The sequence below is a fragment of the Mesorhizobium sp. BR1-1-15 genome (assembly GCF_020165475.1).
Classification (GTDB): Bacteria; Pseudomonadota; Alphaproteobacteria; order Rhizobiales; family Rhizobiaceae; genus Mesorhizobium.
Genome location: NZ_JAIUIF010000003.1, coordinates 218004 through 239941, shown reverse-complemented (window position 1 = coordinate 239941; position 21938 = coordinate 218004). Strand labels below are relative to the sequence as shown.

The 21938-nt window shown below is 64.2% G+C and carries 21 protein-coding genes and 1 pseudogene; 4 read left to right on the top strand and 18 right to left on the bottom strand.

Annotated features, from left to right (window positions below):
* Positions 1-33: 33 nt before the first annotated feature.
* A complete protein-coding gene (locus LB541_RS07335; RefSeq protein WP_224618109.1) occupies positions 34-1230 on the bottom strand; it encodes a sensor domain-containing diguanylate cyclase in 1197 nt (398 codons plus the stop codon).
* Positions 1231-1390: 160 nt separating this feature from the next.
* On the opposite strand from LB541_RS07335, the gene LB541_RS07330 reads away from it, so the two are divergent.
* Positions 1391-1705: a hypothetical protein gene (locus LB541_RS07330; RefSeq protein WP_140492726.1), complete on the top strand. Its 315-nt coding sequence runs from the start codon at positions 1391-1393 to the stop codon at positions 1703-1705.
* 87 nt (positions 1706-1792) lie between these two features.
* Here the strand turns inward: LB541_RS07330 and leuC are convergent, their stop codons facing one another.
* From leuC to rplS, 7 genes are all read right to left on the bottom strand, one after another.
* Complete coding sequence (gene leuC / locus LB541_RS07325; RefSeq protein WP_140518096.1) at positions 1793-3202, bottom strand: 3-isopropylmalate dehydratase large subunit; 1410 nt, start codon at positions 3200-3202, stop codon at positions 1793-1795.
* A gap of 314 nt (positions 3203-3516) precedes the next feature.
* Complete coding sequence (locus tag LB541_RS07320) at positions 3517-4152, bottom strand: class I SAM-dependent DNA methyltransferase (protein WP_140554845.1); 636 nt, start codon at positions 4150-4152, stop codon at positions 3517-3519.
* A 56-nt stretch (positions 4153-4208) separates the two neighbouring features.
* Positions 4209-5021, bottom strand: coding sequence for an amino acid ABC transporter permease (locus LB541_RS07315; protein ID WP_224618108.1), 813 nt, complete (start codon positions 5019-5021; stop codon positions 4209-4211).
* Positions 5022-5281: 260 nt separating this feature from the next.
* Positions 5282-6079: a transporter substrate-binding domain-containing protein gene (locus LB541_RS07310; RefSeq protein ID WP_224618107.1), complete on the bottom strand. Its 798-nt coding sequence runs from the start codon at positions 6077-6079 to the stop codon at positions 5282-5284.
* 178 nt (positions 6080-6257) lie between these two features.
* Positions 6258-6767: a MarR family winged helix-turn-helix transcriptional regulator gene (locus tag LB541_RS07305; protein WP_140518092.1), complete on the bottom strand. Its 510-nt coding sequence runs from the start codon at positions 6765-6767 to the stop codon at positions 6258-6260.
* The gene (locus LB541_RS07300) at positions 6764-7183 is read right to left on the bottom strand and encodes an organic hydroperoxide resistance protein (RefSeq protein WP_140492746.1); all 420 of its coding nucleotides are present in this window, start codon (positions 7181-7183) and stop codon (positions 6764-6766) included. Before LB541_RS07300 ends, LB541_RS07305 begins: the two co-directional genes overlap by 4 nt.
* 154 nt (positions 7184-7337) lie before the next feature.
* A complete protein-coding gene (rplS, locus tag LB541_RS07295; protein ID WP_140625663.1) occupies positions 7338-7877 on the bottom strand; it encodes a 50S ribosomal protein L19 in 540 nt (179 codons plus the stop codon).
* Between the two features lie 305 nt (positions 7878-8182).
* Here rplS and LB541_RS07290 point away from each other — a divergent pair, with 305 nt between their 5' ends.
* Positions 8183-8935 (top strand): sulfite exporter TauE/SafE family protein, encoded by a 753-nt coding sequence (locus LB541_RS07290; RefSeq protein WP_140492752.1) that lies wholly within the window; start codon positions 8183-8185, stop codon positions 8933-8935.
* On the opposite strand, the gene trmD is transcribed toward LB541_RS07290, so the two are convergent.
* Both trmD and rimM read right to left on the bottom strand, forming a co-directional pair.
* Positions 8917-9618: a tRNA (guanosine(37)-N1)-methyltransferase TrmD gene (gene trmD / locus LB541_RS07285; protein WP_140492755.1), complete on the bottom strand. Its 702-nt coding sequence runs from the start codon at positions 9616-9618 to the stop codon at positions 8917-8919. The two genes, LB541_RS07290 and trmD, sit on opposite strands and share 19 nt — an antisense overlap.
* Entirely contained in the window at positions 9615-10214 is a 600-nt protein-coding gene (gene rimM, locus LB541_RS07280) for a ribosome maturation factor RimM (RefSeq protein WP_140492758.1), read from the bottom strand. Before rimM ends, trmD begins: the two co-directional genes overlap by 4 nt.
* Positions 10215-10496: 282 nt before the next feature.
* Between rimM and LB541_RS07275 the strand changes: the two genes are divergently transcribed.
* Both LB541_RS07275 and LB541_RS07270 read left to right on the top strand, forming a co-directional pair.
* Entirely contained in the window at positions 10497-11435 is a 939-nt protein-coding gene (locus LB541_RS07275) for a tyrosine recombinase XerC (protein WP_224618106.1), read from the top strand.
* A 174-nt stretch (positions 11436-11609) separates the two neighbouring features.
* Positions 11610-12677: a TraB/GumN family protein gene (locus tag LB541_RS07270; RefSeq protein WP_140492766.1), complete on the top strand. Its 1068-nt coding sequence runs from the start codon at positions 11610-11612 to the stop codon at positions 12675-12677.
* 505 nt (positions 12678-13182) lie between these two features.
* Here LB541_RS07270 and lpdA read toward each other — a convergent pair.
* From lpdA to LB541_RS07230, 8 genes and pseudogenes are all read right to left on the bottom strand, one after another.
* Entirely contained in the window at positions 13183-14586 is a 1404-nt protein-coding gene (gene lpdA, locus LB541_RS07265; protein ID WP_140566666.1) for a dihydrolipoyl dehydrogenase, read from the bottom strand.
* Between the two features lie 26 nt (positions 14587-14612).
* Positions 14613-15368 (bottom strand): SDR family oxidoreductase, encoded by a 756-nt coding sequence (locus LB541_RS07260; RefSeq protein WP_140662757.1) that lies wholly within the window; start codon positions 15366-15368, stop codon positions 14613-14615.
* Positions 15365-15810 (bottom strand): annotated as a pseudogene (locus LB541_RS07255) (hypothetical protein). Before LB541_RS07255 ends, LB541_RS07260 begins: the two are co-directional and overlap by 4 nt.
* Positions 15811-15896: 86 nt before the next feature.
* Positions 15897-17177, bottom strand: a complete 1281-nt coding sequence (gene odhB / locus LB541_RS07250; protein ID WP_140566671.1) for a 2-oxoglutarate dehydrogenase complex dihydrolipoyllysine-residue succinyltransferase — start codon at positions 17175-17177, stop codon at positions 15897-15899.
* Positions 17178-17224: 47 nt separating this feature from the next.
* Positions 17225-20209 carry a 2-oxoglutarate dehydrogenase E1 component gene (locus tag LB541_RS07245; protein ID WP_140686688.1) on the bottom strand — a complete coding sequence of 995 codons (2985 nt, stop codon included), beginning with the start codon at positions 20207-20209 and terminating at the stop codon, positions 17225-17227.
* 138 nt (positions 20210-20347) lie between these two features.
* Positions 20348-21250 (bottom strand): succinate--CoA ligase subunit alpha, encoded by a 903-nt coding sequence (gene sucD, locus LB541_RS07240; RefSeq protein WP_140518080.1) that lies wholly within the window; start codon positions 21248-21250, stop codon positions 20348-20350.
* Between the two features lie 26 nt (positions 21251-21276).
* Positions 21277-21693, bottom strand: coding sequence for a PIN domain-containing protein (locus LB541_RS07235; protein WP_033838548.1), 417 nt, complete (start codon positions 21691-21693; stop codon positions 21277-21279).
* Positions 21620-21925: a hypothetical protein gene (locus tag LB541_RS07230; protein ID WP_140492797.1), complete on the bottom strand. Its 306-nt coding sequence runs from the start codon at positions 21923-21925 to the stop codon at positions 21620-21622. Before LB541_RS07230 ends, LB541_RS07235 begins: the two co-directional genes overlap by 74 nt.
* Positions 21926-21938 lie beyond the last annotated feature (13 nt).

Sequence of the window (21938 nt, the reverse complement as noted above, 5' to 3'; positions counted from 1 at the left end):
TCCTGGATGATGAAGGCGTCAGGCCGATCGCCTTCAGCCGGCTTTGAGCGGCTCCGGCACGAACAGCGTTTCCGGCCGCTCATAGGACAGGCGCACGCTGTCACGGCCGTTTTTCTTGGCCTTGTAGAGGGCCTCGTCGGCGCGGCGCATCAACGGCTCCAGCGCTTCGTCGCCGCTGCGCGCCGCCACGCCGAAACTGGCGGTGACCTTGGTGCCGGGCGGAAGTCCGTCGACGCCGCCGGCCGAGTAGGCCACGCGCACGGCCTCTGCGAACAGCCGCGCGGCGGCAAGATCGGTCAAGGGCAGGAGCACCGCGAATTCCTCGCCGCCGATACGTCCGGCCTCACCGCGCGCACCGGCGGCGGCGCGAAGCTTGGCGGCGAAGTCGGCGATCACCCGGTCGCCCGCGGCATGCCCATGCAGGTCGTTAAGCGCCTTGAAGTGGTCGAGATCGGCCAGCACAAGGGCCACCGGCAATTTCGCCGCCGCGCAGCGTTGCAAGAGCAGTGCCGCCCGTTGCTCGAAGCCGCGCCGGTTGAGGAGGCGAGACAGCGGATCGGTGTAGGTTTCGACCTTCAACGCCTTCATCACGTCGAGCGCGGCGGCGGAGAACAGGCAAAGCGCGATCAGCAGCGACAGCAGCGCATGCGACAGCAACGCCGTCGTCCAATAGGATGATGTATAGAGCTCGTCATAAGTCGCGAAAGGCCCGTGCGCGACGATGACGGCAAGGGTGCGCACGAAGAAATTCAGCCCCGCGAGCAACGCCAGGACGAACAGGATATTTTCCGTCGGGCCATTGCCACGCACCTTGCGCAATTCGGCGGCCGCCACCAGGCTGATGCCGCCGAGCGCGAAATTGATGACGAGGACCCGCCATGTCAGGTCCGGCTGGACGAACAGGAACCAGCAAAAGGCGGCCATGCCGCCGCTCGCCAAGACGCAAAGCCCGGCATAGGGCACTCGCCGGCCATGCCGCGCCACGATCGCGCCGGCCAGGCAGGATCCGGCAACGCAGAAGCATAGATTGGAGAGCAGCTTCGACGGTGCCAGGCCAACGGGCAGCGTGAAATGCTGGAACAGGAACCCGGCCGCCGCAAGCGAATAGCTTACCGCCAGCACGGCCAGATAGGGACGGTGGCGCTGATAGAACCAAAGCACGAGGAACGCCGCGCCGAGGGCCAGCGCGATCGTCGGGTTTAACAACGCTATCAGCAGGCCGGTGTCCAAAGGACCGTGACTTCCCCTCGCTTGACGTCGGGGAAGACCTTAGGGCGCAAGCCCAAACAAGCGGTTAAGCGAAAGCGAATATGTGTCACGCGGGTGCGGAGCGTGACGTGGAACCGGCGCGCCGGACCTGCGTTTGTCCAGCGCAGAAGAGGAACCGATAATGGCCGATACAATCACCCTGACCGATCACGAGGCAATCCGTTCATGGGCCGCGTCACGCGCCGGCTTTCCGGCCATTGTCGACGTGTCGCCCGAAGCCGGCACGCAGGCGATGCTGCGGCTGGTATTCGGCCAGCACGCCTATGAGGACGAAGACCAGCCGGAGCGCCCGATCAATGCCGGAGGTTATGAGCTGGTCGAGTGGGACGAATGGTTCAAACTCTTCGATGAACGCGGGCTGGCCCTGGTGGTCGCCGCCGAAGAACCGGGGCGCCGCGAGCAGTTCCACGAGATCATCCGCCGCGACGACCGGTGAAGCTCCAACATGCTCTGGACGCTCAAGCAGAAGGCCCGGATCGCATCGCGGTCCGGGCCCTTGCGTTTCGATCGAACCAGCCGCGGTTTACTTCCAGTCGCGAATATCGACGAAATGGCCGGCGATCGCCGCCGCCGCAGCCATGGCCGGCGACACCAAATGGGTGCGCCCCTTGAAGCCTTGCCGGCCCTCGAAATTGCGGTTCGAGGTCGAGGCGCAGCGCTCATGTGGCTTCAGCCGGTCGTCGTTCATGGCAAGGCACATCGAGCAGCCCGGCTCGCGCCAGTCGAAGCCGGCGGCGAGGAAGATCTTGTCCAGCCCTTCGGCCTCGGCCTGTTCCTTGACCAGGCCGGAGCCCGGCACGATCATGGCGTTGACGCGCGGATTGACTTTTCTGCCCTCGACCACCTTGGCGGCGGCGCGCAGATCCTCGATGCGGCCGTTGGTGCAGGAGCCGATGAAGACACGGTCGAGGGCGATGTCGGTGATCTTCGTTCCCGGCGTCAGGCCCATATAGTCGAGCGCGCGCTGCTTTGAGGTGCGCTTGTTTTCGTCGGTGATGTCTTCCGGGTTCGGCACAATCCCTTGCACCGAGACAACATCCTCCGGGGAAGAGCCCCAGGAGACGATCGGCGGCAGTTTGGCCGCATCGAGCACGATCACCTTGTCGAAATGCGCGCCTTCGTCGGATTGCAGTGTCTTCCAGTAGGCGAGCGCGGCGTCCCAGGCGGCGCCCTTGGGCGCGCGCGGCTTGTCCTTGACATAGGCGAAGGTCGTCTCGTCAGGTGCGATCAGGCCGGCGCGCGCGCCGCCCTCGATCGACATGTTGCAGATCGTCATGCGGCCTTCCATCGACAGCGAGCGGATCGCCTCGCCGGCATATTCGATGACATAGCCGGTGCCGCCGGCGGTGCCGATCTCCCCGATGATGGCGAGGATAATGTCCTTGGCGGTGACGCCTTCCGGCAACTGGCCGTCGACGCGCACCAGCATGTTCTTGGCCTTACGCTGGATCAGCGTCTGCGTCGCCAGCACGTGCTCGACCTCCGACGTGCCGATGCCGTGCGCCAGCGCGCCGAAGGCGCCGTGGGTGGAGGTGTGGCTGTCGCCGCAGACGATGGTCATGCCGGGCAAGGTGAAACCCTGCTCCGGCCCGATGATGTGGACGATGCCCTGGCGGATGTCATTCTCGGAATAATATTCGACGCCGAAATCCTTGGCGTTCTTGGCCAGAGCCTCGACCTGGATGCGGCTTTCCTCGTTCTTGATGCCGAACTTGCGCTCGGGCGAGGTCGAGACGTTGTGGTCGACCACGGCCAGCGTCTTTTCGGGATGACGGACTTTGCGGCCACTCATGCGCAGGCCCTCGAAGGCCTGCGGGCTGGTCACCTCATGGACGAGGTGGCGATCGATATAGAGCAGGCAGGTGCCGTCGTCCTGGCGGTCGACGACGTGGTCGTCGAAAATCTTGTCATAGAGGGTGCGCGGTGCGCTCATGTGCGTAAATCCGTCGATATGAGAAAGGGAAGGGCAGACGCCGAGATGTCAGGCGAAACGAGTTGATCAGTCGGCCCGCGTAAGTCGGCTGGTCGGCGCGCCACAGACGCGCGCGGAGAAGCGCGACGGCAGGCGTTTTCTGTCCTGCAGCACGAACCCCTTGTAGGCCGGATCGCCAAAAAGCTCTTCCATGGCGGGGTAGATAGCAATGTTTTGGCTTTTCGGCAATTGGCGGTGGCTGCGCGGGACCTGGGTTCCTCGTCCTCGCGTCCACGCCTCCGGGGGATGCGCACCAAGCTTGGCGGACCCGCGGTTCAAAGCACCTCGAAGACAAACGTCTTCACCAGCGCATCCGGCTCGGCAATCGCATAGCAGCGGAACCACGGGCTTTGCTCCATCAGCCGCCATTTTCCCGTCCGTTCCAGCTCGTCGAAGACGGCCTGGAAACCACCGCTCTCGAACACCTGGTCGCGCACGGTGAAGATGGCGTGGCCGCCTTTCTTCGTGACGCGCACCAGTTCGTGCAGGCCGGAAGCCGGCGCATGGCTGATGGTGAACACGCCGGTCGAGAAGAAGGCGCGGAAATGGCCGTCGGGCCAGGGCAGCGGGCCGCCCAGCATTGCCTGCTTCAGCTCGCCATAGGCGTTGCGGCTGCCGGCGATCTTCAGCATGTCGTCCGACAGGTCGAGCCCGGCGATATCGCCGTAGCCCAGCGCTTTCAGCGACGGCCCGGACAGGCCGGTGCCGCAGCCGGCGTCGAGCAGCGGCCCTTCGCCCGCAGGCACGTGGCGCGCCACCCAGGCGGTGATGAGGAACGGCAGGAGATAGCCGAGCGAGGCGGTCTCGCTGTCATAAGTCGCGGCCCATGCGGCATAGGCCTGCGCCAGGGTTTCGGGCGTATCGGCCGTATAGACCGAATCCAGCGCAGCATTGGCCTTGTCGACGTTCATGGGCATGCTCCTCCTCCAGTGCGCAACCGGAGCGTAACGCCGTCCTTGCCGAAACACTATTCCTGATGCTGGCGGCGCAACCGCCGTTCCAGCGCCCGGAGCGCCAAAGACAAGCCGACGGTCAGGATGAGATAGATGTAGGCTGTTATCGAATAGGTCTCGAAGAAGCGGAAGGAACCGGCGGCATAGACCTTGCCCATCTGCGTGATGTCGGCGACACCGAGCACCGAGACCAGCGAGGAATCCTTGACCAGGGCGACGAAGTCATTGCCGAGCGGCGGCAGGATGGTACGGATCGCCTGCGGAAAGACGATGAGCCGGAAACGTTGCGCCCGCGTGAGCCCGAGCGCCTTGGCCGCTTCGACCTGGCCCTTCTCGACCGCCTGGATGCCGGCCCGGAACACTTCGGAGATGAAGGCGGAATAGCCGATGGTCAGCGCCATGACGGCGCGCCACAAGAGCGAGACGTCGCGCACCTGCAACTCGCCGAGATAGCCGGTGCTCTGCAGCGGCGCGGTCAGCGCGTTCCAGGCTGCGACGAAAGCCGGTGCGCCGGCAAACGCGATCCAGAACAAAAGCACCAGGATCGGTACGCCACGGATGATCTCGACATAGAAACGCGCGATCTGCCGCAGCCACTGCGAACCCGACAATCCCATCAGCGCGATGCCGAGGCCGATCATCGAGGCCAGCGCGAAGGCGACAATGGTGACGAAGACGGTGACGCCGATGCCCTTGGCAACAGTGGCGAAGACCTGGGCATAAAGATCGGTGGCGGCGATGGCGAGCGCGGCGGCCAAGGCAAGGACAAGGGCGGCGGCCAGCCACCAGGGGAATTCAGGTTTGACGGAGGATGGTGGGGGGGCCATCAGGCGTGGCCGGCGAGGTGCATAGTGCGCAAGGCAGGCCCCAAGGCGCCCCCCTCTGTCCTGCCGGACATCTCCCCCTCAAGGGGGGAGATCAGATGTCTCGTCGGCCTTCGCCAATCTTCATCGATGCTGCATGTGGGACGAAGGCCAAGCTGCCAATCTCCCCCCTTGAGGGGGAGATGCCCGGCAGGGCAGAGGGCGGCGTTCAAGCGCAAACTCAGCGCGAGTTCCCGCACGCGCACCGCCCGCATCAAGACGAACTACTGCCCCATCTTGTAATCAAGAAACCATTTCTTGTTCAGCGCATCGAACGTGCCGTCGGTCTTGAGCGCGGCGATCGCGGCGTTGACGGGCTTCACCAGGTCGGAGCCCTTGGGGAAGATGAAGCCGAAATCCTCGGTGCCGAGCGGGCCGCCGATCAGCTTCAGCTTGCCCTCGGAAGCGTCGACATAGCCCTTGCCCGCAGTGCCGTCCGTGAGCACCACATCGACGTCGCCAGTCTTCAGCGCCTGCACGGTGGCACCGAACGTCTCGAACAGCTTTATGCGCGGGTTCTGCTCATTGCCGTCCAGCACGCTGTAGACAGCGGTGTAGAAGGGCGTCGTGCCGGCCTGCGCGCCGATCAGCCCGTCCTTGAAGGCGCCGAAGGTCTTGGCGTCGGTGAAGCGGCTCTCGTCGCCGCGCACCAGCATGAACTGTTCCGAGCGCATATAGGGGTCGGAGAAATCCACCTTCTGCTTGCGGTCGTCCTTGATGGTGATGCCGGTCATGCCGATGTTGTACTGGTTGTCGGAAACCGCCTGGATCATCGCGTCCCAGGAGGTGTTCTGATACTCGACGGTGAAATTCAGCCGCTTGGCGATCTCGTTCATCGCGTCATATTCCCAGCCGATCTGTTTTCCGGTCTTGGCATCGATGAACTGTAGCGGCGGATAGGCGTTTTCCGTCACCACCACCACTTTCTTGCCGCCGAGATCGGGCAGCGCCTGGGCGAAGGCGGCAACGGGCGCAAGCATGACGGCAAGCAGGCCGGCCAGCAGCAGTTTCGATTTTGGCATGACACACTCCCCGGAAGTGAAAGCGCCCGGACACGGGCCGGGCTTGCAAAGGAAATCCGGCGCCGACTTTAGCTCTCCGCAAGCGCCATGCAAGACGCTCCGCTGCGCCACGGCCGGCGAAAAACGCAAATAGATACTTTCGGCCGGGATTTTGGGGAACGATCCTTGCCGTGGCCGATCAGCCGCGCTGCGGCGCTCCGGCATCGGCCTCGCGCAGCCCGGCGACGAAGCGGGTCAGCGTGCCATGCAGCGACTTCAACTCGGCTGGGTCGAGCGGCATGCTGCAGAGCATGGCGGCGGGGATGTCCCTGGCGCGCTCGCGCAAGGCTTGGCCCTTGGCTGTCGGCTCGACCAGCACGCGGCGCTCGTCGGCAGGATCGCGCCGGCGCGTAACCAGGCCGCCGGCCTCGAGCCGCTTGAGCAGCGGCGTCAGCGTCGCCGAATCGAGGCCCAGCGCCTCGCCGAGTTCGCCCACCGTGCTCGGCGCGCGCTCCCACAGCGCCAGCATGGCCAGATATTGCGGATAGGTCAGGCCAAGCGGATCGAGCAACGGCCGGTAGAGCTTCGTCATCAATCCGCTCGCCGAATAGAGCGCGAAGCAGAGCTGGTCGCTGAGCCTTGGGACCGCGCTTGTCCCGGCGTCACCCGCCGGGACCTGGTTGGCCGTGTCTTTGGTTTTCGCCGTCATGTCGCCTTTGCCGAAATCGCCACCTCGATATTGCCCCTGGTTGCGTTGGAGTAGGGGCAGATCTGGTGCGCTGCCGATACAAGCGCTTCGGCGGCCGCCTGATCAAGACCTTTCGTCTCGGCCGCCAGGGAAACGCCGAGCAGGAAACCGCCCTGACCGTTGGGATGGAGGCTGACAGTGGCCGTCACCGAGGCATCGCGCAGCGGCAGTTTCTGCTTGCCGGCGAGAAACCGCATGGCGCTTTCGAAGCAAGCGGCATAGCCGGCGGCGAAAAGCTGTTCGGGATTGGTGGCGCCACCCTTGCCGCCAAGCTCCTTCGGCATTGCGAGGTCGAGGCTGAGCAGGCCGTCATCGGTCTGGACGTGGCCGGCGCGGCCGCCGACGGCACGCGCCTGGGTCGAATAGAGTGCGGTCATATCAAGTCTCCAAAATTAGCTTGTACACGATTAATTAGTGTACCGTATGATAGAAATCAATCCCGCTTTGGAAGCCTGCATTTGGCAAAAGGCGGGCTCCGAAACGAAAAAAGGCGGCCGAAGCCGCCTTTTTCAGAATGTCTGTCCAAAGCCTTTATTCGGCGGCGGCGGCTTCCGCAGCCTTGGCGGCCTCGTCGTCGGCCTTCTTCTCGGCGGCTTCCTTGGCGGCCGTCTCGGCGGCCAGCGCCTGCGCGGCGGCAACCTTCTCGGCCTCGATGCGCGCCTTCTCGGCGTTCAGCGCGTCGCGCTCCTCATCATTGAGCTTGCGGGCGCGCACGCCGGTGTTTTCCGAAATACGGGCCGACTTGCCGCGACGGTCGCGCAGATAATAGAGCTTGGCACGACGCACCTTGCCGCGACGCACGATCTCGACGCCTTCGACCATTGGCGAAAACACCGGGAACACGCGCTCGACGCCTTCGCCGTAGGAGATCTTGCGGACGGTGAAATTTTCCTGGAAGCCCGAACCGGCACGGGCGATGACGACGCCTTCATATGCCTGGACGCGGGTGCGGGTGCCTTCGGTCACGCGGACCTGGACGCGCACGGTGTCGCCGGGCTGGAATTCGGGAAGCTTGCGCTTTGCTTCGATCTTGGCGGCCTGTTCGGCCTCGATCTGACGGATGAGATCCATCTCAATAATCCACTTCTTGTTCTTCCGACAGTCAGAGCGCCCGGCGCTCGCCTTGCAGTTCCAATGACCGCTCGGCTATGCCCTTTGTTCGAAAACATCGGGCAGGGGCGACTACACCGCCATTGTTGACGGGTCCGGCAGATTTCTCCCGGTTCGGCGGGCACATACAGCTATTTCGACGCTTTGTCACGTCTTGGCCGCGTCTTTTTTGCTCGCGTGCACCATCGTATCTGTCCACTACCGGGTTGCAAGGGCCCTTCAAGCTGCCTAAGGCGGGGCAACCATAGTTCTCCGGCGGCATCCTCATGTCCTTTTTCGACGCGGTCCTGCTATTCATGGCGGGTTTTCTTTCCGGCGCCGCCAATGCGGTCGCGGGCGGCGGCACCTTCATCACCTTCGGTGCCATGACCTTGGTCGGCCTGCCGCCGATCGTCGCCAACGCGACCTCCTCGGTGACGCAATTTCCCGGCTACATCACCTCGACGCTGGCCTACCGGGACGACATCCGCCATTTCTGGCGTGGTGCCCTGCTGCTCTGCCTGATATCGGCGCTCGGCGCACTGGCCGGCGCGCTTATCCTGCTGGCGCTGGACAATCCGTCATTTCGCGTCCTGGTGCCATGGCTGCTGCTGGCCGCGACGGCGCTGTTCGCCGCCGGGCCGTGGCTGAAGCCCGCACCCAAGCCGGGGCATGAGGCTTCTGTGGGCTCGTTGGCCGGCTCGCTGGCGCAGTTCGTCACCGCCATCTATGGCGGCTTCTTCGGGGCCGGCATGGGCGTGATGATGCTGGCGACGCTCGGCCTGACCCAGGCCGGCGACTACCACCGCCTGAACGCGCTGAAAAACATGCTGGCCATGGTCATCGCAGCGGTCGCCATCATCGTCTTCGTCTCGGGTGGCGTCGTCGCCTGGCCGCAAGCGATCGTCATGATCCCCGGCGGCGCGTTGGGCGGCTATGCCGGCGTGTGGATCGCCAAGCGCGTGCCGCAGAACGTGGTGCGTGGCTTCGTCGTCGCGGTCGGGCTGTTCCTGGCTTTCTACTATTTCGCCAAGGGCTGAGGAGAGCCGAGCAAGTCCGGCCGCCGTTCTCGAGTCAGCTTCTCCGACTGTGCCCGCCGCCACGCCGCGATCTTGCCGTGGTTGCCCGAGGTCAGCACCTCGGGAATGGGCCGGCCCTCGAAATCCTGCGGCCGCGTGTAATGCGGGTGTTCGAGCAGGCCGTTTTCAAAGCTCTCTTCTTCACCCGACACGGCATTGCCCATGACGCCGGGCAGCAGCCGCACGACCGCGTCGAGCAGCACAAGCGCCGCCGGCTCGCCACCGGACAGAATGAAGTCTCCGACCGAGACTTCCTCCAATCCTCGCGCGTCGATCACCCGCTGGTCGATGCCTTCGAAGCGGCCGCACAGGATGACGGCGCCCGGCCCGGCGGCCAGTTCGCGCACGCGCGCCTGCGTCAGCGGCTTTCCACGCGGGCTCATCAGCAGCCGTGGCCGCAAATCGCCTTCGGGCGAGGCATGGTCGATCGCCCTGGCCAAGACATCGGCGCGCATCACCATGCCGGCGCCGCCGCCGGCCGGCGTGTCGTCGACAGTGCGGTGGCGGTCGGTTGCAAAGTCGCGGATCTGGATTGCTTGCAGCGACCATGTACCCGCCTCCAGCGCCCGCCCGGCCAGCGACAGGCCAAGCAGACCCGGAAACATTTCCGGGTAGAGCGTAAGCACGGAGGCGGAGAAGCTCACCGGTTGCCCCCGGCGTCCCTCGGGCCGCGCGGCCTGCCCTTCGGGTCGAAGCCTTCCTCGCGCGGCGCTTCGCCGTCCTCGTCCTCGACCAGTCCGGCCGCCGCCTGGTTGACGCGCACAAAACCCTCGGCGATGGACACTTCGGGCACAGCGGCCTGCGTGAACGGGATCAACACGCCCTTGCGTCCGGCCAGCGTCACATCGAGGATGTCGCCGCCGCCGAAATTGTGCACGGCGACGACCTTACCAAGGACGGCTCCCGTATCGTCCCGAACCTCCAGACCGATCAGGTCGGCATGATAGAATTCGTCCTCCTCGCCGTCATCGGGCAGCATGGAGCGATCGACGAACAGCTCCGTGCCGGCCAGCGCCTCGGCCGCGTTGCGGTCACTGACACCCTTGAAGCGCACCACGACCACGGTGTTGGCGGGCCTTATGTCGATGATCTGGAAGGCGCGGCCGTCCCTTGCGTAAAGCGGCCCGTAATCGGCGAGCGCCAGCGGATCGCCGGTAAAGGTTTTGACGCGCAATTCGCCCTTGATGCCGTGAGCGGCGCCGATCACGGCCATCTGGACAGGGTTCTGGGGCTTGCTCATGGCGCGCTTTTACCTTCGTCATCCACGGGCGGAGCAGGCGCGAAGCGACTGCGCAGACCCGAGGACCCATTCGTTACGGTGATCAAACCCACGGCAGTTCAGAAAGGCTCACGGGTTTCGTTCCTGCAACTCTCTATTTGCGGATACCCCGTTTGGCCAATCACCACGGTTTTGACTTGCCGCCGGTCGACTCCTAGCCCCACCGGATTGTCATTTCAATGACGCCTCTTCACCGCTTCCTAACCCGGCTGCCGGAAAATGACGGCGAACCGGAACGACGCCATGCAGGAATTCCTTATCCCGGCAAAGCCCGACCTCCAGGCGGCGCGCGAAAGCTGGCTCAAGATGCTCGCGCGAGAACGTCGGCTGTCGCCCGAGACGGTGGAAGCCTACGAGCGCGACACCAGGCAGTTCCTGCATTTCCTGACGGGTCATAATGGCGGCCCGCCCGGCATAGCCGACATCGCCGATCTGCGCCCGGCCGACCTGCGCGGCTTTCTGGCCGCCCGCCGCAATGAAGGCGCAGGCGCCCGCACGCTCGGCCGGGGGCTGGCCGGCATTCGCTCACTCTTGCGCTTTCTGGAACGGCGTGGTCTCGCCAACGCAGCGGGCGCGGCGGCCCTGCGCGCGCCTCGCCAACCAAAGTCACTGCCGAAACCGCTGACGGCCAGTGACGCAAAACATGTCGTTTCCGTCGAGGGTCAATTGGCGGAGGAACCCTGGATCGCCGCCCGCAACGCCGCCGTGCTGACGCTGCTCTACGGCTCGGGCCTGCGCATTTCCGAGGCGCTCGGCCTTGCCGGCGCCGAACTGGCGTCGGAGGCCGACACGGTGCTGCGCGTCACCGGCAAGGGCGGCAAGACGCGGCTGGTGCCGGTGCTGCCGGTGGCGCTCAGGGCGGTTGCCGAATACCGCCGGCTGTGCCCCTACCATCTCGACCCCAAGGGCCGGTTGTTTCGCGGCGCGCGCGGCGGCCTGCTCAACCCGGCCATCGTCCAGCGCGAGATGGCCAAGCTGCGCTCGGCGCTCAACCTGCCGGACACCGCAACGCCGCACGCCTTGCGCCATTCCTTCGCCACGCATCTGCTCGGCCGCGGCGGCGACCTGCGCACCATCCAGGAACTGCTCGGCCATGCCAGCCTGTCGACCACGCAGATCTACACCGGCGTCGATACGTCGAGGCTGTTGGAGATCTATGAATCGGCTCACCCGAGGGCGTGAAGTATTGGGGTTGCGCGAGGCTTCCGGACTTCGCCACGGGATGATGAGGGGTGGGCGGCTCAACCAACCGCAAGCCGTTCAGTAATTCGAGCGATAGTCAAAACTGATTGAATCGAAGACAATTTCGTTCTCCGGGTTAACCGTTTTGCCGTTTTTCCAGCTTAGGAAAGGACCATGAAACGGGTCATCGTCATCGCCGACCGCGCTGCGCTCTTCTCGCTGAAGCTGCTCCTGGCGTTCCATGTGCTGTTCTTCCTGTCTCTGCTCGCCGTCCTGTTGTTTGCGGCGGGCAAGGCGCATGCCGAAATCCCGTCCTGCACCGGCGCCGACATGCTGTCGGCGTTGCAGAAAAGTGACCCGTCCACCTACCGCAAGATCGAGGCGGAAGCCGCCGCAACGCCGAACGGCAAGGGCCTGCTGTGGAAGCTGGAGAAGACGGGCGAACAGCCGTCCTTCCTGTTCGGCACCATGCATATGACCGACCCGCGCGTCACAGCGCTGCCGCCGGCGGCGCAGAAGGCCTATGACGGCGCCGGCACCATCGTCATCGAGACCACCGAAGTGCTCGACCAGCAGAAGATGATGGCGGCCCTGCTCAAGCAGCCGGAGCTGATGATGTTCACCGACAGCACCACGCTGTCGTCGCTGCTGTCGCCCGACGACGCCGCGGCGGTCGACAAGGCGCTCGACGAACGCGGCATCCCGCCGGCAACCGTCGCCAAGATGAAGCCGTGGATGCTGTCGGCCATGGTGGCGCTTCCAGCCTGCGAGCTCGCCCGCAAGGCGGGCGGCGCGCCGGTGCTCGACGTCAAGCTTGCCGAGGATGCCAAGGCCTCCGGCAAATCCGTCGAAGGGCTGGAAACCGTCGTCGACCAGCTGCGCGCCATGGCTTCGCTGCCGATGGCGTTCCACATGAAGGGACTGGTCGACACGCTGAAGCTCGGCGACAAGATGAACGACGTCAACGAAACCATGATCGTGCTCTACCAGCGCGGCGAGACCGGCATGTTTTGGCCGCTGTTTCGCGCCGTGCTGCCCGGCGAGACGGGCGACGCGACAGGCTATGCGGCGTTCGAGCAGACCATGATCACCAGCCGCAACAAGGCGATGGTCGATCATGCCGGACCATTCCTCGCCAAAGGCAGTGCCTTCATCGCCGTCGGCGCGCTGCATCTGCCCGGTCCCGAGGGCCTGGTCGAGGATTTCCGCAAAGCCGGCTATACTGTCACCGCTGTCGATTGAGTCGCGTGGGCAGCGGAGGAATCAGGCGCCGCGTTTTCGGCGCTTTCCTTCCCTAGCGTGAAACCCCATCAACGGTTGCGCGTTGATGGCTGTTGATTGATCATTTTCATCCACGGAGGACACTTTTATGGCGAATCCATCAAACGACACGCCCAGATCAGGTGGCGGCGGCAGCCCTTGGCTGATTGCATTGGTCGTCGTTATTCTGGCGATTGTCGCGTATTATGTTTTCGGAAGAAGTGGTGAGCATCCGGCGACCGAACCGCCCGCCGCGAGCACACCGGCCCCGGCGCCAGCGCCCGCAGAGCCGATGAAGCCCGCCGAACCGGCTCCTGCCCCGGCCCCAGCTCCCGCACCGGCCCAGTAATCGGGCCACGGCTTTCAACGAAGAACGGCCCGCCTTCCGGTGGGCCGTTCTGTTTGGGGCAGGCAAGGAGGCAATTCCCTCAAGGGAAGCGTTACGCGCTTTCCCGGGAAAACCGTTTCACGGTTTTCCTGGCTCGTTCTAAATATGGATCGGCTTGAAGAACGTCGCCAATGCCGCTTCCTTCACTGCTTCGGACATGGTCGGATGGGCATGACAGGTGCGGGCGAGATCTTCCGACGAGCCGCCGAATTCCATCAGCACCGCCGCCTCGTGGATCATCTCGCCGGCGCCGAAGCCGACGATGTGAACGCCGAGCACGCGGTCGGTGGCCTTGTCGGCCAGGATCTTGACGAAGCCGTCGGTGTGCAGCATGGCGCGCGCCCGGCCATTGGCGGTGAACGGGAATTTCCCGACCTTGTAGTCGATGCCGGCCTTCTTCAATTCTTCCTCGGTCTTGCCGACCGAAGCGATCTCCGGGCTGGTGTAGACGACGCTCGGAATGACGTCATAGTTCACATGGCCGGCCTGGCCGGCAATGGTCTCGGCCACTGCCACGCCCTCATCCTCGGCCTTGTGCGCCAGCATCGGCCCGGCGATGACATCGCCGATGGCATAGATGCCTGGTACGTTGGTCCTGAGGTGCGCGTCGGTCTTGACCCGGCCGCGCTCATCGACCTCGACGCCCGCTTCCTTCAGGCCCAGGCTGTCGGCGAAAGCGCGGCGGCCGGTGGCGATCAGCACCATGTCGGCCTCGATCGTCTCGGCCGCGCCGCCTTTCACAGGCTCGAAAGTGACGCTGGCGCCCTTCTTAGCCTTGGCGACGCCGGTGACCTTGGCGCCGAGCCTGAATTCGAAGCCCTGCTTGGAGAGCAGCCGCTGGAATTGCTTGGAGACCTCACCGTCCATACCGCCGAGGATGGTGTCGAGGAATTCGACCACGGTGACCTTGGCGCCGAGCCGCGCCCAGACCGAGCCGAGCTCGAGCCCGATGACGCCGCCGCCGACCACGACGAGATGGCCGGGCACCTTGTCCAGCGACAGCGCGCCGGTCGAGGACACGATGACTTTTTCGTCGAAGTCGACCGTGACGCCAGGAATGCCGGCGACATCCGAGCCGGTGGCGATGACGATGTTCTTCGTCTCGATTTCCTCGACCTTGCCGTCCTCGCTCGTCACCGACACCTTGCCCGCCGCGACCACCGTTCCGATGCCGCGAAAACTATCGATCTTGTTCTTCTTGAACAGGAAGGCGACGCCGTTGACGTTCGCCGTCACCGTGGCGTCCTTGTGCGCCATCATCTTCTTCAAATTGAGCTTCGGTGTCACTTCGACACCCAGTGTGTCGAAGGAGTGGCCGGCTTCGGCGAACATCTCGGAGGCATGCAGCAACGCCTTGGATGGAATGCAGCCGATGTTGAGGCAGGTGCCGCCGAAGGTCGGGTTCTTCTCGACCACCGCGACCTTCAGCCCGAGCTGCGCCGCCTTGATGGCGCAGACATAGCCGCCCGGTCCCGAGCCGATGATTACGACGTCATAAGCCATGTTTGTTTCCCTTTTTCTTGGGGCGCTCAGCGGCCGCCGCTGACATTCAGGATCGCGCCGGTCGTATAGGACGCGGCATCGGACAACAGGTAGAGAACCGCGCCCGCGACTTCATCCGCGGTGCCGGCTCTTTTCATCGGCAGAAGATCGCGGAACCGTTCTATCCGGTCCGGCTGTCCACCCGAGGCATGGATTTCGGTATCGATGATGCCCGGCCGCACCGCATTGACGCGGATGCCTTCCAGCGCCACCTCGCGGGCGAGCCCCATGGTGAAGGTGTCGATCGCGCCCTTGGACGCGGCGTAGTCGACATATTCGCCCGGCGAGCCCAGAACTGCCGCAGCCGACGAGATGTTGACGATGGATCCACCCGACCCACCGTGACGGCTCGACATCCGCTTCACCGCTTCGCGGGCGCAGAGGAACGACCCCACGACATTGATGCGCATCATGCGCTCCAGCCGTGAAACATCCATCTCATCGACCCGCGCCTTGACGTCGACGATGCCGGCATTGTTGACGAAAGCATCGAGCCGGCCATAGCCGCGGTCGACGGCTTCAAACATGGCAACGATATCGGATTCGACGCCGACATCGCCCCTGACCGCAAAGGCCTCGCCGCCTGCGGCCTTGATTTCGCCGACCAGTGCCTCGGCGGCGGTCTGGTTGGAGGTGTAGTTGACCGCTACGCGATAGCCAGCCTTCGACCCGAGCCGGCAGATCGCGGCGCCGATGCCGCGGCTGCCACCGGTGACCAGCAGCACCTTTTGCGTTCCGCTCATTCCTGGCATCCCTTCAAGGCAAACACATCGAAAACCCGGCGCCGCCATAGGCGGTGGATTGATGCAACACCGGACCGAGATCGGGCAGGATCAGCGTCTTCGGTGCTTCGACGCCTTCGGCCGGCAACAGGCCGATGCTGCCCTTTTCATCCGACGTATAGATGATGCCGTTCCACAAGGTGCAGGCGGCAAGCTCGGTGCCGGTAACGTCGCCTCCCGGGCATTTGTACATCAGCGCCCCGTTCGGCCGCGAAACACCTTCGTTCCATTGGACGATGCCGTTCAGCACCACATCGTTGTCGAGGATCAAGCGGAACGTGTTGGTGACGGTCGCCGACGTGCCGGTCGGGGCAAAATTGATCTCACTGCCGCTCTGGGCATCGCCGTAGACGGCGAGTTCGGCCGGGCATGCGGCATTAGCGTGGACAGCGGCGAATGCCATACCGGCCGCCAGCGCTATCGGTCTGGCAGGCCCAGGGAACAGGGCCATTATTGGCTACTCCGACCGCGAGCCGCCATCCGACCGCCTCACAGATCAAGCACCAGCCGTTCCGGATCCTCCAGGCTTTCCTTGACGCGCACCAGGAAGGTCACCGCTTCCTTGCCGTCGACGATGCGGTGATCGTAGCTCAGCGCCAGATACATCATCGGCCGGATCACGATCTGGCCGCCGACCACCACGGGCCGGTCCTGGATCTTGTGCATGCCCAGAATACCCGACTGCGGCGCGTTGAGGATCGGCGTGGACATCAGCGACCCGTAGACGCCGCCATTGGAAATCGTGAACGTGCCCCCCTGCATGTCGGCGACCGACAGCTTGCCGTCGCGCGCGGCGATGCCGAGCCGGCCGATCTCCTTCTCGATCTCGGCGATAGACATCTGGTCGGCATCGCGCACCACCGGAACGACCAGACCCTTCTCGGTGCCGACGGCGACGCCGATATGGGCGTAGTTCTTGAAGATGATATCGGTGGCGTCGATCTCGGCGTTGACCGACGGGATTTCCTTCAGCGCGTGCGTGACGGCCTTGGTGAAGAAACCCATGAAGCCGAGCTTCACGCCGTGCTTCTTCTCGAACACGTCCTTGTACTTGGTCCTGAGCGCCATCACCGCTGACATGTCGACCTCGTTGAAGGTGGTGAGCATGGCGGCGGTCGACTGCGCTTCCTTGAGCCGGCGCGCGATGGTCTGGCGCAGCTTGGTCATGCGCACGCGCTCCTCGCGCGCCGCGTCGTCGCCTGAGGACGGCGCACGGGCAGCAATCGGCGCTGCCGGGGCCGCCTTCGGCGTTTCGGCCGGCTGCGACGGCGCACCCTTGGTGATGGCGTCGAGCACGTCGCCCTTCAGCACCTGGCCGCGCTTGCCGGAGCCGGACAATTGGTCGACCGACAGATTGTTCTCGGCGATCAGTTTCGCCGCTGCCGGCGCCGGCGGCATGGTGCGCGGCTCGACCGGACCGGCGTCGCCGGCGACCTTGGCGGTCTCGGCGGCGGCCTGTTTGGTGGTCTGCGCGGCGTCGGGGCTCGATGCCTGCGCCACGGCTTGCGGCTTGGTGACCGGTGCGGCGGCGCCACCGGCCGAAATCGAGCCCAGAAGAGCGCCGACCCCGACCGTCTCGCCCTCCTTGGCGGCGATCTCGCCCAAGGTTCCGGCGCCTGGCGAGGGAACCTCGACCGTCACCTTGTCGGTTTCGAGCTCGACCAGCGGCTCGTCGGCGGCAATGGCATCGCCCACCTTCTTGAACCATTTGCCGATGGTTGCCTCGGTGACGGATTCGCCGAGAGTGGGAACGCGGATTTCGGTAGCCATTGTGCCTGTCCGTTTGTTGTCTGTCTGTTCTATTCGCTCAACTCTGCCTACTCGCCGAGCGCGTCTTCGAGCAAGGCGGCGAGCTGGGCGAGATGCTTGGACATAAGCCCGGTCGCCGGCGAGGCGGATGCCGGCCGGCCGGTGTAGCGCACCCGCTGGTGCTTGGCGTCGATATGCGCCAGCACCCATTCCAGATACGGGTCGATGAACGACCAGGCGCCCATGTTCTTGGGTTCCTCCTGGCACCACACCATTTCGGCATTGCGGAAGCGCGACAATTCGGTGATCAACGCCTTGGCCGGGAACGGGTAGAGCTGTTCGACGCGCAGCAGATAGATGTCGTTGATGCCACGCTTCTCACGCTCCTCGTAGAGGTCGTAATAGACCTTGCCCGAGCACAGCACGACACGGCGGATCTTGGAATCCTTGGTCAGCTTGATGGCCTGGTTGGGCAAGAGCTGGGCATCGTCCCACAGCAGCCGGTGGAACGAGCTTTCGCCCGACATTTCCGGCAGCGTCGACACCGCCCGCTTGTGGCGCAGCAGCGACTTCGGCGTCATCAGGATCAGCGGCTTGCGGAAGTCGCGCTTCAACTGCCGGCGCAATATATGGAAGTAGTTGGCCGGCGTCGTGCAGTTGGCCACTTGCATGTTGTCCTCGGCGCAGAGCTGCAGGAAACGCTCGAGCCGGGCAGACGAATGTTCCGGTCCCTGGCCTTCATAGCCATGCGGCAGCAGGCAGACGAGGCCCGACATCCGGAGCCACTTGCGCTCTCCGCTGGATATGAACTGGTCGAACACCACCTGGGCGCCGTTGGCGAAGTCGCCGAACTGAGCTTCCCACAACGTCAGCGCCTTAGGCTCGGCCAGGCTGTAGCCATATTCGAAGCCGAGCACGGCTTCTTCGGACAGCATTGAGTTGATGACCTCATAGCCGGCCTGCGCCGCCGACAGATTGTTGAGCGGGATGTAGCGGGTCTCGTCGCGCTGGTCGTAGAGCACGGAATGGCGCTGCGAGAAGGTACCGCGCTCCGAATCCTGCCCGGAGAGGCGGATCGGGTTGCCGTCGAGCAGGATGGCGCCAAAAGCCAGCGCCTCGGCCGTCGACCAATCGATGCCTTCGCCGGATTCGATGGCCTGGCGGCGGTTTTCGAGGAAGCGGATGATCGTCTTGTGCGCCTCGAAATCTTTCGGCACTTCGGTCAGCTTCTTGCCGATCTCCTTCAGTGTCTTGGCCGGCACCGCGGTCTTGCCGCGCCGCTGTTCGTCCTGGTTGTCGGCCGTGCGCAGGCCCGACCAGGCGCCGTCCAGCCAGTCGGCCTTGTTGGGCTTGTAGTGCTGGCCGACTTCCCACTCGGATTCCAGATGCTCCCGCCAGTCGGCCTTGAGCTTGTCGAACTCGGCCTGCGTCATGTGCCCTTCGGCGATCAGCCGGTCTGCATAGATCTGCACCGTCGTCTTGTGGGTGCGGATGTTGCGATACATGATCGGCTGCGTGAAGGCCGGCTCGTCGCCCTCATTGTGGCCGAAGCGGCGGTAGCAGAACATGTCGACCACGACAGGCTTGTGGAACTTCATGCGGAATTCGATCGCCACCTTGGCGGCGTGCACCACGGCCTCCGGATCGTCGCCGTTGACGTGGAAGATCGGCGCCTCGATCATCTTGGCGACGTCGGACGGGTAGGGCGACGAGCGCGAGAAGCGCGGATTGGTGGTGAAGCCGATCTGGTTGTTGATGATGAAATGCAGCGTGCCGGCAACGCGGTGGCCGCGCAGGCCGGACAGGCCGAGGATTTCGGCAATGACGCCCTGGCCGGCAAAGGCGGCGTCGCCATGCAGCAAAAGCGGCAGCACCTTGGCCCGCTCTTCCAGCGGCACGATCTCCTCGCGGCCACGGCCGAACAGATAATCCTGCTTGGCGCGCGCCTTGCCCATCACCACCGGGTCGACGATTTCAAGATGCGAGGGATTGGCGGTCAGCGACAGATGCACCTTGTTGCCGTCGAACTCGCGGTCCGACGAGGCGCCAAGATGGTATTTGACGTCGCCCGAGCCCTCGACCTCGTCGGGTGCGGCCGAGCCGCCCTTGAATTCGTGGAAGATGGCGCGATGCGGCTTGGCCATCACCTGGGAGAGCACGTTGAGGCGGCCGCGATGCGCCATGCCGAGCACGATCTCCTTCAGCCCGAGCTGGCCGCCGCGCTTGACAATCTGTTCCAGTGCCGGGATCAGCGCTTCGCCGCCGTCGAGGCCGAAGCGCTTGGTGCCCTTGAACTTGACGTCGGCGAACTGCTCGAAGCCCTCGGCCTCGATCAGCTTCTGCAGGATCGCCTTCTTGCCGGTCGCGGTGAAGGAGATCTCCTTGTCGGCGCCCTCGATGCGCGCCTGGATCCACGCTTTCTCTTCCGGATCGGAGATATGCATGAACTCGACGCCCAGCGTCGAGCAATAGGTGCGGGTCAGGATGTCGAGCATCTGGCGGATGGTGCCGAATTCGAGCCCGAGCACATTGTCGAGGAAGATCGGCCGGTCGTAGTCGGCTTCGGTGAAGCCGTAATTCTCCGGCGACAGCTCGTTGTAATCCTCGAGCGTGGCGATGCCGAGCGGGTCGAGATTGGCGTGCAGATGGCCGCGCATGCGATAGGCGCGGATCATCATGATGGCGCGCACGGAATCGCGCGTCGCCTGGTGCACGTCGGCGTCGGAGGGGACGGCGCCGTTGACGGCTGCCTTCTCCTTGACCTTCTTTTCGATGTGCTTCTCGACCAGGCCCCAATTGCCGTCGAGCGCCGACACCAGCTCGCCATTGGCCTGCAGCGGCCAGGAGGGCTTGGCCCACGAGGCGCCCTTGGCGTTCTTGCGGACATCCCCGGCATCGTCCTTCAGGCCGGCGAAGAACTCCTGCCATTCGGGATTGACCGAGGCTGGATCGTCCTCATACGCCGCATAGAGCGCGTCGATATAATCGGCATTGCCGCCATAGAGGAAAGAGGTGAGCGAAAATTGGTCATTGGCCTGATCTTGTCGTGCCATTTTGTCTGCGGAGCCTGGCTCCGTCTCCTTTCGAGGGGAATAGTGAGTAGTCCAGTAGGGAGTAGGAAAATGAAGACTTTCCCGTTCAGCTGCTACTCACCCGTTCTTCCCTTTTCACTACTCACTATTGACTACTCACTAGCCCTTAATTGCCTCGACCAGCGTCGTGCCCAGCCGGGCCGGCGATGGCGAAACTTTTATCCCGGCCGATTCCATTGCCGCGATCTTGTCTTCGGCGCCGCCCTTGCCGCCCGAGATGACCGCGCCCGCATGGCCCATGGTGCGGCCGGCCGGCGCCGTGCGTCCGGCGATGAAGCCCGCCATCGGCTTGCGGCGGCCGCGTTTGGCCTCGTCCTTGAGAAACTGCGCGGCGTCTTCCTCGGCCGAGCCGCCGATCTCGCCGATCATGATGATCGACTTGGTCTCGTCGTCGGCGAGGAACATTTCGAGCACGTCGATGAATTCGGTGCCTTTGACGGGATCGCCACCGATGCCGACAGCGGTGGTCTGGCCGAGGCCGACATTGGTGGTCTGGAACACGGCTTCATAGGTAAGCGTTCCCGAGCGCGAAACAACACCGACCGAACCCTTGCGGAAGATGTTCCCGGGCATGATGCCGATCTTGCATTCGTCGGGGGTGAGCACGCCGGGACAGTTCGGGCCGATCAGCCGCGACGTCGAACGGTCGAGCCGCGCCTTGACCTTGATCATGTCCATGACGGGAATGCCTTCGGTGATGCAGACGATGAGCGGGATTTCGGCCTCGATGGCCTCGATGATGGCTTCGGCAGCACCCGCCGGCGGCACATAGACGACGGAAGCGTTGGCGCCGGTCTTGGCCTTGCCCTCGGCGACGGTGGCGAAGATCGGCAGGTTCTCGCCCTTGGCGCCGGTCCAAGTCTCGCCGCCCTTCTTGGGATGGATGCCGCCGACCATCTTGGTCCCGTGATAGGCCAGCGCCTGTTCGGTGTGGAAGGTGCCGGTCTTGCCGGTCAGGCCCTGCACGAGCACCTTGGTGTTCTTGTCGACGAGAATGGACATGGTGAGAACGCCTCTGAATTCAGCGATTACAAGAAAGGATTGACGGCTCGCACCGAGCCATAAACCTGGTTGTGGTTGAGATCTTCGGTGTAGAAAATCGGCGCGCCGAGATATCCGGCTGCGGCAAGAAGCGCGGCGTCGTAGTAGTGAATTCCGTAGCGGCGTGCGAGGTCCAGTCCTGCGCGAACATAGCTTTCGTCGACAGGCACCAGCGGACAAGTGCCGAGGAGGACCAGCCATTGGTCGAGCAGATCATCCCCCAGAAGGGATTTTCCTCGCGCCACCGCTGTGAATTCGGCCAAGGTTTGCCCCGACACGCCAAAGACAGTGCTCGATACCAGGTCTTCTGCGATTGGCGCGCGACGTGGGTCACGATTCTTCTCCGAAGCCGCGTAGATCAGGACGTTCGTGTCGAGAAAGCAGTCGATCTTCCCGGTCGGCATAGGCGTCCCTTCGATCCCACTTGTAGGGGGTGTCGGCGCTGTCGCTCCGTTTCGCAGCCTCGTCCATAAGCCGCTTCATTCCCGCCTTGGCCCAGGCAATCCGATCTTCCTGCTCGACTTCATGCGCAAGCAGTGAACGAATGAGGGCGTTGAGCGTCGTCTTGCGACGTCCGGCAAGGCCTCGCGCTTTCTCAAGCAGTGCCTCGTCCATGGCCAGGGTGACGTTCTTCATCGCTCGTCTCCAC